The organism is Spirosoma litoris, assembly GCF_054776755.1.
Map to the genome: position 1 here is coordinate 1 of NZ_BAAHBI010000066.1, position 13,348 is coordinate 13,348.

At 49.7% G+C, this 13,348-nt stretch carries 8 protein-coding genes; 2 read left to right on the forward strand and 6 right to left on the reverse strand.

Going from position 1 to position 13,348, the window contains the following annotated elements; genetic code table 11:
* Positions 1 to 91 precede the first annotated feature (91 nt).
* The 4 genes from ACYVGR_RS32010 to ACYVGR_RS32025 form a co-directional block, all read right to left on the reverse strand.
* On the reverse strand, positions 92 to 2,788 hold the full coding sequence (locus tag ACYVGR_RS32010) for a M14 family metallopeptidase (protein WP_460964157.1): 2,697 nt from the start codon (positions 2,786 to 2,788) through the stop codon (positions 92 to 94).
* A 116-nt stretch (positions 2,789 to 2,904) separates the two neighbouring features.
* On the reverse strand, positions 2,905 to 4,362 hold the full coding sequence (locus ACYVGR_RS32015) for a serine hydrolase domain-containing protein (RefSeq protein WP_460964159.1): 1,458 nt from the start codon (positions 4,360 to 4,362) through the stop codon (positions 2,905 to 2,907).
* A 101-nt stretch (positions 4,363 to 4,463) separates the two neighbouring features.
* Positions 4,464 to 6,329: a CocE/NonD family hydrolase gene (locus ACYVGR_RS32020; protein ID WP_460964161.1), complete on the reverse strand. Its 1,866-nt coding sequence runs from the start codon at positions 6,327 to 6,329 to the stop codon at positions 4,464 to 4,466.
* A 194-nt stretch (positions 6,330 to 6,523) separates the two neighbouring features.
* Positions 6,524 to 8,443, reverse strand: coding sequence for a hypothetical protein (locus ACYVGR_RS32025; RefSeq protein ID WP_460964163.1), 1,920 nt, complete (start codon positions 8,441 to 8,443; stop codon positions 6,524 to 6,526).
* 142 nt (positions 8,444 to 8,585) lie between these two features.
* Between ACYVGR_RS32025 and ACYVGR_RS32030 the strand changes: the two genes are divergently transcribed.
* Entirely contained in the window at positions 8,586 to 10,484 is a 1,899-nt protein-coding gene (locus tag ACYVGR_RS32030; RefSeq protein ID WP_460964165.1) for an AAA domain-containing protein, read from the forward strand.
* A 79-nt stretch (positions 10,485 to 10,563) separates the two neighbouring features.
* Here the strand turns inward: ACYVGR_RS32030 and ACYVGR_RS32035 are convergent, their stop codons facing one another.
* Together ACYVGR_RS32035 and ACYVGR_RS32040 are read right to left on the reverse strand one after the other, a co-directional pair.
* Positions 10,564 to 12,012: a serine hydrolase domain-containing protein gene (locus tag ACYVGR_RS32035; RefSeq protein ID WP_460964167.1), complete on the reverse strand. Its 1,449-nt coding sequence runs from the start codon at positions 12,010 to 12,012 to the stop codon at positions 10,564 to 10,566.
* Between the two features lie 74 nt (positions 12,013 to 12,086).
* Positions 12,087 to 12,662, reverse strand: coding sequence for a Crp/Fnr family transcriptional regulator (locus ACYVGR_RS32040; protein ID WP_460964169.1), 576 nt, complete (start codon positions 12,660 to 12,662; stop codon positions 12,087 to 12,089).
* Between the two features lie 34 nt (positions 12,663 to 12,696).
* Here ACYVGR_RS32040 and ACYVGR_RS32045 point away from each other — a divergent pair, with 34 nt between their 5' ends.
* A complete protein-coding gene (locus ACYVGR_RS32045) occupies positions 12,697 to 13,332 on the forward strand; it encodes a Crp/Fnr family transcriptional regulator (RefSeq protein WP_460964170.1) in 636 nt (211 codons plus the stop codon).
* Positions 13,333 to 13,348: the final 16 nt, after the last annotated feature.

Consider the following 13,348-nt stretch of genomic DNA (forward strand, 5'->3'; position numbering starts at 1 on the left):
TAGTCGAATCTTGAAAAAATTATAGCGTTTTTCTTGCAAACAAAGACAGTACCCGGAAGGACAAAAAATAATTATCCATTTTACATTATTCTTACGGCTTTACTGCCACCGTCGGTGATTTCCAGAAATCGGGCTTACCGTATTGGCCTTTGGCGACCTCACCACCAAACAGTATCGAGTTAAGCAAAACGCGATACGTACCCAATGGTTGGCCGCGCCATTGCGGACGGAAACCGTGCAAAATGACATGTCCTTTTCCCTGCTGAACATCCAGCGAGGCCGCGTAGCCCTGCAGGTATTTTTCGCCCAGCAAATAACCTGAGCGTAAGGGTGAACCACTTGTCGCAAATTTGGCTAGGGCCTGACCTTTAAAGCCATCGAGCGTAGCAAACACGGGACTATCATCTACAAAGACAGCCGCTCGGGTCGGCATGCCGGACATAACCGGGTGAGTCGGGTCGGTTTCTACTTCCAGGATCGAACCTCCCGTAAAAAAGTCTTTGGCATTGACGCCTGCCACTACATTTTTCACAGGCAGGTGGAGGGCTTCAATGGCATAATCGCTGCTTTCGTTCAGGCAAACGAGCGTTCCGCCCTGGCTGACGAAGTTGGTTAGGTTTGCTGCACCCAGCGTTCCCAATCCACCCTCGTAGGCAGGGGGGACGGCTCCTTTCGCAAATCCATCTTTCAGATTTCTTGGTCGGTCGGAAGCCATCAGGATTACGTCGAAGCGGTCGTTGAGGTCGCTGGCCAGCACGTCGGTGTTGGTGATGATGGCAAACGGAAATTCAAACTGCTCCAGAATCCACTGCGACCAGCCTTCGTCCATGCTGGCTGTCCAGGGTTTGTAAATAGCGATGCGCGGTTTCACCATTGCCCCCGATGTATTGGTGGTCAATTCGGCAGTAAGCCCTAGCTCCTTGACCCAGGGCTCCAGCGTTGTTCTGGCCAGACTGCTAATCGCGTAACGCTGAGCTTCTTTGTTGAATTTGACGGTTCCGCCTGCTTTGAGTGAGCGTGTAATGACTTTAAACGCATTGTTCTCGGCCGGATTGACCAGCAACACCGTTCCCGTACCCGTCAGTTTTCCTTCGGGTACTTTAATTCCTGCCGAAACCGGGTTCGTATCGAAGCCAATCCCTGTCACAAAATCGGCGGGTGTGGCATCTTTCTTATCATCGGTTTTCCAATCTTTACCGGTGCCACTGACCAATTGAATCGCTCCTTTTAATTCGGGAGATAGGGGTTTGATGGCAGGGATGACGTTCAACTCAAATTGTAGCGGAAGTGTCCAGCCAGCGGCATCGTACGGTTGCTCGGGCGGACCGCCGGGAAATTCGCGCAAGTCGGGGTATATCTGCACATCAAGGAGTTGTTTGGTCAATTCACCATACTCCTGATTCATCGGAATCACCCAGGTTCCTTTGGGGTAGTTGCGGCCATCAAACGCGACATCTTTCGTCAGCTGACCAATGCGAATACCATGAAAAGCCAATCGACGAAGCAGCTCGGCTGGGCGGGCCGGATCACGTTGTTTTTGGGGGATGAAATAGGCGTAAGGCGGCTCCTGTTCGTATTTTTTGATGGTGTTTCGTCCAGCCTGGTAGCGGTTGTACAGCAACACATCGCCGTATTTAGCGGCATAATCGAGCGTCGCCAGCGAGGCCGTTTCCATGTAGGCCATGGCGTCGCTGATGCGCCACCAGCCGCCCGGCCATGGACTGGAATACAATGACTCTACCCGAAACTCTTTTTTGTCCTGCGGGAAATCGCGGACGGTGTAAAAATGGGGCGTTGCATAGTTGTACAAGGCCGTTTCGGTCCAGAAAGCCGGAATATTTTGCAACACTGGCATGTAGTCGATATAGCCGGGGTACCAGGCGTCGAAGCCGGTTCCCATGTGCGTGGCTCCTTTCTGACCGTTGCTTTCCAGTGCCTGTGCCATTGCCATTCCTATCATGTTGACCTCACGGGCGATAATGGGTGGGGTTTGTGAGGCAATTGGTTCGGCAAAAGGCGGCAACCAGATACGCGTTGGAAAAGGTGAGGTTTGGTGATGCACGAAAATGATATTCGGCTCCCACTCGCGCCAAGTACGGGCCACCACCCGCGATTCGATCATGTTGAGCATGTAGGCATCGCGGTTGTTGTCGTGCCCAACGTACTTCTGATACAGGAATGGCGGAGGGGCAATCTCAAAGGGCGTCCCGACATTCGATTTATACCAGTCGCCAATCATTGTTTGCCCATCCGGATTAAGTGACGGCCACAGGAGTAAAATCACATTATCCAGAATGTTCTTGATCTTGGGATCATCGGCTTTGCTGAGCATGTCGTAGGCCAATGAAATGGTATGCTGCGCCCCCGCCACTTCCGACGCGTGCAAGCCCCCGTCGATGTGCACGAGTGGTTTCCCTTCCATCGACAGCTTTTTGGCTTCCTCGTCTGTCAGCCCAGCAGGGTGCGCGAGCCGCTGGGCAATGGCCCGGTACTTATCGATGTTATCGAGATTCTTCTTGGACGAAATCAAGGCAAAATACCAGGGTCGTCCTTCGGAGGTTTCACCGACATGCACCAGCTTGACCATGTCGCTGGCTTCGTCGAGTTTCTTAAAATAAGCCAGCGATTGCTCGTAGGTAGCCAGATGGAAGTCGGCCCCAACGGGGAAGCCAAGCGTTTCTTCAGGTTTCGGAATAGGTTTTTGCTGGGCTATACTGGGTGAGGTTGCTAGCCAACAGGAACTAAATAATGCGATTAGGAAAGTGCGCTTCAGGAAGTACATGTTCATTGATGTATAGTTCAGGTTGTAATGAAATGGTTTTTGACAGGATTAACAGGATAAAACAGGATTAGCCACTAGACTAAAAATCCTGTTTATCCTGTTAATCCTGTCAAAAAAATAATTTATTTTCCCGCCACAGGCGGTTTGGCCGCATCGAAATCATCGGGCAACCGCATTAGCCACAGGTTTCGAACGCGACCGTTCGAAATGCGGAGACCGCTGACGATATGCTTCGAGTTTCGGACAACGTCGATAGTGGAGGCAAACCACCAGTCGGTCGAGAATTTGTCTTTATCGGTTGGTTTTAGCGTCACCTCGCCATGATGAACATGCACCAGTTCAAGGCCATCACCCTTTGGGCGAATGGTGTAAATTGCTTCTAATTCAGGACTGTAATACCGGCCTACGTAATCGGCACTGACGAGCTTGTCCGGCTTTTTGTCGGTGGCTGGGGCCTTAGGGGGAGCGGGCGTTTCTTTGCCTTTTTGCTGGTAAGCAGCCAGATAGATATCGGCTATTTCCAGTGCCTTAGCGGTCGGATTGGTTTCGGCCAGATTGTTTAGGACGATGAAGCCGTAATCCTCTTTGGGGAAATACGTGATGTTGGATCGAAAACCGGCATCGGCTCCGCTGTGGCCGTAATACGGTAATCCCTTGTGCGTGCCGTGCACCAGCGCGAAGGCATACGGGATGGTATCGCCCTTGGTCAACCGACCCCGTTCCAGCATCTGGGTCATGGTAGCCGCATTTCCGATAGTCGTATTTTTAAAGTTGTTCATCCACTTCGCCAGGTCTTCAACCGTGGTAAACAAGCTAGTGGCCCCTGCGTTGGCATAGCTCAACACGCTTTTCTTGTAGAAGCCCGCCGACAGGTCGTCAGAACGATGAAATGAATACGCCCGGCCTTTTACAATACGCTCATCATCGTCGTAGAAGAGTGTGTTTTTCATGTCCAGGGGTGTAAATACGTGCTGTTTCATCCACTCCCGAAAAGGCTGCTTACCCACCCGAGCGACAATTTCGGCCAGCAATGTGTAGCCTGTGTTGCAATAGAGATATTCAGCACCGGGGGCGAAATTCAATTCCTTCTGCCGTTTGACGAGGTTAAATACATGCTCTTTCGTAATCACATCGCTCATGTTCCAGCCCGCCATCGTCAGCAAGGCCCACTGATCACGGAGGCCGCTGGTGTGGTGAATCAAGTGACGAATCGTGATTTTCTGCCCGAAATCCGGTACTTCGGGCAGGTGTTTATGAATATCGTCATCCAGTGACAACTTACCCTCCTGCGCCAGCAGCACAATTCCGTAGGCCGTAAATTCCTTGGAGACGGAGGCCACGTGGAAGATCGTTGTGGGTGTAACAGGGGCTCCCGTTTCTATATCGGCCTCCCCAAAACCTCTAGCGTAGATGAGCTTGCCACCATGCAGAACCCCCACAGCCGCCCCCGGTCGGCCAGGCCCGTTCCATTCCAAAAATAGCTTATCAACTTTGGCCGCTAGTGTGTCCGGGATTGACTGGGCAGTTGCGAAATAGGTGCTCAAGAGAGCAAATGCGAGGAAAAGAAGGTTTTTCGTCATGATATGTAGAGACGCAATCCCTTGCGTCTTCTCTAACCGGATGGTTTCCTTTATCTGGATGCTAATTGCTGACGCTTGAGGAGACGCGAAGGATCGCGTCTCTACTTACTCACCGGCAACACAAGTTTACTAGCCGCTGTAGCGCCGTGGTGCACTTTGATGGTGGCTTTCTGGAAATCGCTGTCTTTGGCGTGGTAGATGTCCACATATTTCTGCGGGTTCCGGTCGACTAATGGGAACCAGGTGCTTTGAATCTGCACCATAACCCGGTGGCCTTTCTGGAAGGTGTGGGCTACGTCGGGGAGGGTGTATTTCACTTCGGTAACCTGACCCGGTACAAAGGGCTCCGGCTTCTCGAAACTCTTGCGGAAACGTCCCCGGAACACTTCGCCCCGAACCAGCTTTTGGTAGCCGTTCATGATGTAGGCATCCGAGGCACTGTATTGGAAATCATCGGGAAACACGTCGATCAGTTTGACAATGAAATCCGCATCGGTACCGGTGATACTTACCTGTAAATCAGCTACGAGTGGACCCGCCAAGGTTAAATCTTCGGTCAATACATCCGTCTGAAAAACCAGAACATCAGGACGACTAGCGGCAAAGCGTTGATCGTCGGTCATGTATTCGCGGGTGCGGTTGGCCTTAACGCCTTCCGCATACGGAACGGGTTTGGCCGGATCGCTAACGTATTCCGAAAAAGCGCCACTTGCCGAGGGTTTGGTGAAGCCTAGCTTTCCGTTGGCTTGCAGGTACAGATCGCGATCCGATGTACTGGCTGGTGGCCATTTCTCGAACTGATGCCACTTATTTTCGCCCGTGAAGAAGATGTTCGCTTCCTTGATTTTATCGATGCTGCCTTTTCCTTTCAGATAATAATTGAAGAATGGTACTTCCACATTCTCCGCATAATACGTACTCGTTGGGCTTCCGAATTTCACATTACCCAACGATGCACCGTCGCTACCTCGACCCGCCCACTGGCCATGAAACCAGGGACCCATAATGATTTTGTTGTTGTTTTTCGCTTTACTTTCGATGGCCTTGTAGGTAGACCAGGCACCAAAGCAATCCTCGGCATCGAACAAACCACCCACAATCAGCGTAGCTACGCCGGATGGGACTGCTTCAACGAAATTCCGAACGTTACGGGCTTTCCACCAGGCATCCATATTTGGGTGTTGCATCATCTCGTTCCAGAATCGAACGCTATCGCCAGCAAAGCGGGTTAGGTTGGCCAGTGAGCCACTACGCAGAAAATAGTCGTAGCTGTCTTTGGTTGGTACCGACAAGCCTTTGGGGCCAACGGTAGTCGGTTTCGGGTGCGGAAAGCCAAACCCGCGACGGAGGTAGAAATTGAAGGCATCCATCTCCATAAACGCGCCGTTGTGGTGGAAATCATCGCCCAGAAACCAGTCGGTAACGGGCGCTTGTGGGCTGGCTGCTTTTAAGGCCGGGTGATTACTCAGAGCCGCCATCGTGGTGTAGAAACCCGGATACGAAATCCCGAAAACGCCGACCTTTTCGTTGTTGTTCGGGATGTTTTTTACGAGCCAGTCGATGGTATCGTAGGTATCGCTGGCTTCATCAAAATCCTTTCCTTTTTTGTCTGTCTTATACGGGCGTATGTCTTCAAATACACCCTCGCTCATCCAGCGGCCCCGCACATCCTGTACCACCATGATGTAGCCTTCTTTCAGGTACTCTTTGTAATGGTTGCTATAGAAGGGCCGGTAGGCGCTCTCGCCATAAGGAGCACAGGAATAGGGCGTCCGGGAAAGTAGAATCGGGTGTTTTTCGGCGTTGTCGTTTGGGATGTAAATGGAGGTGAACAATTTCGTGCCATCCCGCATCGGAATGTACTGTTCTTTCTTGGTGTAATTAGCCTTAAACCAGGTTGAATCGGGCGTTTGGGCATGCGTAAGCAAAGGGACAAGCGTCACCAAGAGGTAAACGAGTTGCTTCATGGTTGTATTCTGGTTAACAGAAGAGAAAAAAGTTTATTCGGCAATTTACTGAAACTACAGAATTTCTACGATACAGCCATTATTTGGGTGTAAGACAAGTTTGTTTTCTGACAGGATTAACAGGATAAAACAGGATTATAGGAGAGAGGAAATCATGTCTCATCCTGTTAATCCTGTCAGAAAAAACTACTCCTTTACTCTTTGCTAACTTTCACATTGCTGATATAAACATTCACATTTTCATCACCAGTACCAACCGTCCGGTTTTCCCAGTTGATGGCACTAAACTGGACACCAGCCGGTATGACGCAGTACTCACAGGGCTTTCCATACTTGCCTTTAAAATCGGATGGGAGGATGATAGGCTTGTTGTTGACAAAGAGCGTGACTTCTGATCCTCGCTTGAGTAGCTTGACGTGTACCTTGTTCTGGCGATTCGTAAAAGTGGTGAGCGGCTTGATCGACTCCCCACCGGCTTCGACATACGTATTGGATTTGACCAGCGGGTAACTGGTTACTTCAACTTTTGCCTGCCCCCGGTAATTGTTGTTCTGGAAATCGGCTTCACTGCCCGCCGTAATGATAACTTTTATGTAGGTAGAGGCACTTTTCCGGTCGCCCTTTAGGCCACCCGTCAACTCCATCCTGACTTCCCCGCCCGTTCTGGAATTAAATTCGTCGGTAGCGACATCGTATTCCAGCGAGAAATTTTCCGGAAGGGGTTTGGGCAACGCCGTCGGATCGACCTTGTTGTTTTTGCCTAGTTGTAGCCATTTACCCGGCAAGTTTTTTACGGTTACTACCTGCGACGCTTTGCCATACGAAGAAAAAAACCAGCCCGCCGGTCGGTTGCCGACTTCATTATTAGCAAAATTGTCTTGAAAAAGAACACCCGGAGGCAACGCTCCCCCGGTCGCTGCCGAATTGTTCCAGTAGGAGCGTTTGCTATAGTTAGCCAGCGTCTTTTTCAATAACTCTTCGTTGAGAGGTCGATAAGGTTGCCCTTTTACTTTTTCGGGATTGAAAAAATAATCGTAGACATAATCGAAGTTGAAATGCTCCGTAATGGCCCGAAACAGCTCATATCGCTTGCGGCCATTTTCTTTGGTAGCATAGGGAAAAGTAATGGCAATCCATTGAGGCTGATCGGTGAGGCATTTTTCGTAGATCGATGGCTCGTAGGTATACACGCCGTACGAATGCTTCAAATTCGTGGAGAAGGGATCAATCTTGAACGGATCTATAGAGCCATCAACGGTATAAATGGTTGGCTGCATATCCCGAATCACCGCTGGCTCGTTCAGGCGACCGCTGTATTGGTTCTTTAACGCTTTCAGTTTTTCGCGATAGGTTTTGATCTTCTCCCGTTCCGCTACCATAGCCTCGTTTTGGCTTTTTTCGCCGTTGAACTGGCGGACAATCTCTTTCTGTTTTTCGGCTAAATAGCGATCAAATGATGCGTCGGATAGGTCGAGAAACTCGCCTTTCGTTAGCTGCCGGATGGGTAATTTATTGCCGGGGGCTAAATAAACAGTCATGGCACTGCTGTTTACCGTCGTGATGTATTTATAGACATTCGGGTGGATTTTCGGGTCTGCATCCTTGAAGCGTTTCAGAAAGAAATCGCTTTCCATATAGCCATTCGGCAACAGGGTGAAGATGTACTGCGAAGGCGTGTTGAGGTAATAAGCCTGATTGAAATCGAATACAACATTGGCCGCTATCTGAAAAGGCACCCAGGTCTCGTCGATAGGTTTGAAATGACCTTGTTTATCCAAAGTTTGGAAATCGACGTTATAGGCCTGAAAAAATATGCCGTAGGCATGCGGGAAGTACTCGTCTTTTTTGGCATAATACCGTTTCTTGAAGACACCAATGCCTGCAACGGGCGTGTAGGTTTGCTGCATCCATTGGACAAATAAGTTGTTGATTTCCTGTTGTCGGATCGAAAACGTCTGCCCGCCCGATTGGATTGGTTTCACGGGTTTGTCGGCGGGCGTGAGCTTTGTGTACCAGCCCACCACCGTATCTTCAATCATCTGTTGTTGGCTAATCTGGGCAAATGAGCCAGAAATTGTGCAAAGGAAAACGAACGCAAGTGAACGAATTTTCATGCTGAGTTGAGTTGTTGATTCTTGAATCAGCCCTATCAGGCAGCTGTCTTAAAAGTAAGCATTCAACGCAAAAAGGATTGGTGGGGTTGTTGATTAATTCGTGAGTGGTAATGGGTGGCAGTATAACTCACTACCTTTGCATATGGATTATTTTAAAAATCTGCTTGATTTACTCAAGGTTGAACGAGAAGAAGACCGTGCTCAATACCGCAAACTCACCGAAACAACCTCCGTTGCCGAACGTCGGGCCAATGGCTTAACGTGGTATCCGATTGCTATTCGAGGCTCCGAAATGAGCCGGGGAGATTACCTGACGGTCGAAGTGGAACGAACGACGCACCAGGATATTCCGCACCAGCTCCGATTCGGGATGCCCGCCGTATTTTTCAGTAATCACGATCCGAAAAACGACCGGGTCGAGGGTACGATTTCGTATCAGGGGGGTAATCGGGCCAAAATTACCCTACGTACGGATGAACTGCCCGATTGGTCGAGAGACGGGAAATTGGGTGCTGAAGTGCTGTTCGATGACAATAGCTACAACGAAATGGAGGAAGCCCTTAAACAGGCCAATGCGTTGGGCGAAAAATCGGATAACCGCCTGATTTCCATTTTGACGGGTGATAAATCACCAACCTTTCATACAGATATACCAACGCCCTACCTGCCCAAATTGAATCCGAGCCAGGTGTCGGCAGTCGGGAAAATACTGGCGGCCAATGAACTGGCCATTGTGCATGGCCCTCCGGGTACGGGTAAAACCACGACGTTGGTGCAGGCCATCAAAGCCCTGCTAGCGCAGGATCATAAGAAGATTTTAGTAGTGGCTCCCAGCAACACCGCCGTCGATTTACTGAGTGAAAAACTGTCCGACGAAGGCCTGAATGTGATTCGGGTGGGCAACCCGGCTCGGGTATCGGAGCGCTTGATGTCGCTGACGCTGGATCATAAAATGGCCGAGCATCCTTATATGAAGGAAGCTAAAAAGCTGAAAAAGCAGGCGAACGAGTTCAAGAACATGGCGCACAAATACAAGCGCAATTTTGGCAAAGCGGAGCGCGATCAACGCAAAGCCCTGTTCGATGAAGCGCACCGGATTATGAAAGAAGTCGGCAATTCGGAACAATACATCATTGAGGATCTGATTGCGAAAGCGCAGGTGATTACGGCTACGCTGGTCGGTGCGAATCACTATACGGTCCGGAATCTTACGTATCATACCGTTGTGATCGACGAAGCCGGACAGGCGCTGGAACCGGCCTGCTGGATTCCCATCCTGAAAGCACAGAAGGTTGTCCTGGCGGGCGATCACTGTCAGTTGTCGCCCACTATAAAGTCGGCTGAAGCCGCTCGGAAAGGCTTGAGTAACACCTTACTGGAGAAATGCGTAAATCGGCATCCCGAAGCGGTGGCGCTGCTGAACGAACAGTACCGAATGCACGAGCACATCATGGGGTATTCGTCGCAGGTATTTTACGAGAACAAAGTGCGGGCTCATGCGTCCGTAGCCCGACATTCGCTGTTTGATGGCGATACATCGCTGGTATTTGTCGATACGGCCGGTTGTGGTTTCGACGAAAAACTGGAAGGCACCAGCTCCACAAACCCCGAAGAAGCCGCTTTACTGATCCGGCATCTAACCCAACTTGTGGCCGACTTGAGTACACGCTATTCGAAGCCGGATTTCCCAACAATCGCGATCATCTCACCGTATAAACAGCAGATCAATGTTCTGAAAGATCAACTGTTGAGCGTACCTGAATTACAGGGCTATGGGGATAAGATTTCGGTGAATACCATCGATAGTTTTCAGGGGCAGGAGCGGGACATCGTCTATATCTCCATGACGCGCAGCAATGCCGAAGGGGAAATCGGCTTCCTATCCGACATCCGCCGGATGAACGTCGCCATGACCCGCGCCCGCAAGAAACTCATCATTGTTGGAGACAGCGCTACACTGGCCGGATTTCCGTTCTACGCTGATTTTATTGCCTATTCGGAAGGGCTTGATGCATACCAGAGCGCTTGGGAGTGGATGTAATTCTGGCGCGAGTATTTACTCGTGCCTTTTTACGAAGTCAGTATTTACTGACGCAAGCGAATGCTTGCTATATGGAAAGTCACGAGTAAATGCTCGCGCCAGTCTTGAGCCGCCTAGCAACAACTGCCAGATTGGCTAAGGCCAGTAAGACTAACGCCAAAATAACATCGGGCATCATTAAGAAGATGCGTTCCCAGCTTAATACCCGGCCACTCAACGCTGTTAGCAAGTAAGGGATCAACAACAGGAATACGAGTGGCAACAATCGTAGAAGCATAAAAAGCCAGGAACGCCAGATCGGCCTTGACTGATACAGCCTTTGCCATTGAGTTACTCGGAAAAACTGCCGTACGGCAAAACCAGTTGCGATGAGTAAAAGAAACACAGTAGCAATCGGGTAGAACCAATCGGGAAGAGCCTCTGACGTGGGTTCCTGATTGGTCAGAATATCCGAAACACCCTGGATAAACGACGTATAATCGATGAATGGATTCAGGCCACCATTGAACAGCATCACAATACCAAAGCCTTCTTTGGGGAGAATAAGCAGCTCAGAACTGTACGTCCAGAGAATTCCATTGTGGCGTAGCTTCGCCGGGTTATTGACAAACCAGCCCATACCATAAGGGAAACTAGTGCCCCCTGGCGCAGCGTACATCATGGCCAACGATTGACTGGTAATTAGCTGATTCGTTCCAAACCGCCCCTGATTCAGTTGTAAGCGCATCCAATGAGCCATGTCGTTAATCGTAGAACTCATTCCGGCTGCACCATCCACAAACCAATCCGGTTCTGGTCGGTTAATTGACTTGCCCAAGGCGAAGATCGACCCATTGGCGAGCTTGTCAGGACCTGTATAAAATGCGGGCGTTGTCGCAACATCGCGGGTATGGGTCATGTTGAGCGGGCCAAAAATATGCTGTTGTAAATAAGCCGAAAACGGTTGATGGCTGACGGCTTCTACGACCTTGGCTAGAATCTGGTAATTGGGGTTATGGTAATGGAATTGCTGTCCGGGTGCGCTTACCAGAAGGGCATTTTTTAGGCGGGCAATTGCTTCGTCCAATGTGCGGGGCTGCTCCGTAAATCCCAATTCAGGAAAGCCCGTATCGGCTAAGCCACTCGTTTGATGCAGCAATTGCCGGATGGTTATGGAAGCTCCTCGTGGATCATCGACTGAAAACGTAGGTATATAGCGAGTAACCGGAGCATCGAGGTCGATTTGCTTCGAGTCAACCAGTTGCATAATGGCCATCGCCGTGAACGCTTTGCTAAGCGAGGCAATCGCAAACGGTGTATCGGCAGTAACTGGCCGACCTGTCTCCGTTGTGCCGTAGCCTTTGGCTAACAGAAGCGAATCTCCTTGAACAATAGCAATGGCGAAACCCGGAATGTTGCTGGCTGCCAATCGGCGTTGAAGATATTGATCGAGCTGGGCGATCTTGGCCGTTGACTGGGCATGGACACATACGTAGCTGAGCAACAGGCTCAAAAATGTAAGAAAAATGGATTTGGGTGAGTGGGTCATTGGTGTGCTGTAATAGAATGGCTTACAAAGCTCCGCAAGGATTTTCGCCCATCCATTTACATAGGTAAAGAACGTTATGATCGGGTCAATTTCTTCCGAATTCGACTTAATTGCGTTGGGGTAATACCCAGATAAGACGCAATATGGTATTGCGAAATCTGTTGCTCCAGATACGGATATTGCCGCTGAAAATTTGCATACCGTTTTTCGGCGTTATCCAGAACGATCTCGACTTCCTTGCGTTCTTTTTCAACGAAATACCGTTCGGCAAATCGACGGCCGACCCGTTCCAGGTCTGGGTAGGAATCGTAAAGACGCGTAAAGGTGGTGTAGTCGGCTTGCAAGAGTTGGCAATCGAGTAGGGCCTGCTGACTAATTTGGTTCGGGTTTCCTGTAATCAGCGACGTGTAGCCACCCACAATAGCCGGGGCAATGAAAAAATGTTTGTTGTATTCCTTTCCCTGTTGGTCTCGGTAGAACCCTCGAACAATGCCCGATCGTAAAAAAGCAAATTGAGTAGCCAGCTGACCTTCTTCAATAAAATAGTCGCCTTTTTTCAAGGTCGCTTCGGTGAAAATGGACTGTACGGCCTGCCAGGTAGATTCCTTAATCGGTGAAAATGAGTTCAGGTATTGCTGTAGATCCGTCATAACTTAGGTTGCAAAAGCAGGAGCGTAAACACGGATGGAGTCGTTACGCTTTATCTTCGATAATCTGAATATCAATTCAATGAATGCCGACTACGCATTATTAATTCAAACAATTCGCCATTGGATAGCTATCCACGAAGACGAAGAGGCTGTTATTTCTACCTTATTTGAACGGAAGCAGATAGCCGCCAATGACTTTTTTTTGACAGCGGGCGATGTGTGTCATTCTGTTGGTTTCGTCGTTGAGGGACTACTGCGCTATTACATTCTGGATGATGGTCAGGAGCATACCTATGATTTCTCGCCCGAACAGCACTTTACCTGCAATTACGAGAGCTTTCTCACCAAAACACCTTCCGTTCGATTTATTCAGGCCATTGAACATACATCGTTACTGGTTATTAGCTACGATAATCTGCAACGGCTTTATGATCGATTGCAGGAAGGGCAGAAGTTTGGCCGTCTGGTAGCCGAGGAACTGTTTGTTGGTATGTTGCAAAAACTCACCTCGTTTTACAATGAAACAGCCGAAGAACGCTACGATACCTTACTACGAAGTTTTCCCGATTTGCAGGAGCGCGTACCTCAGTATGTTATTGCGTCGTATGTGGGCATCAAGCCGCAGTCGCTCAGCCGGATTCGGGCACAGCGGGCGGGTAAGCATTATTGAGGGATATTCGATCTTC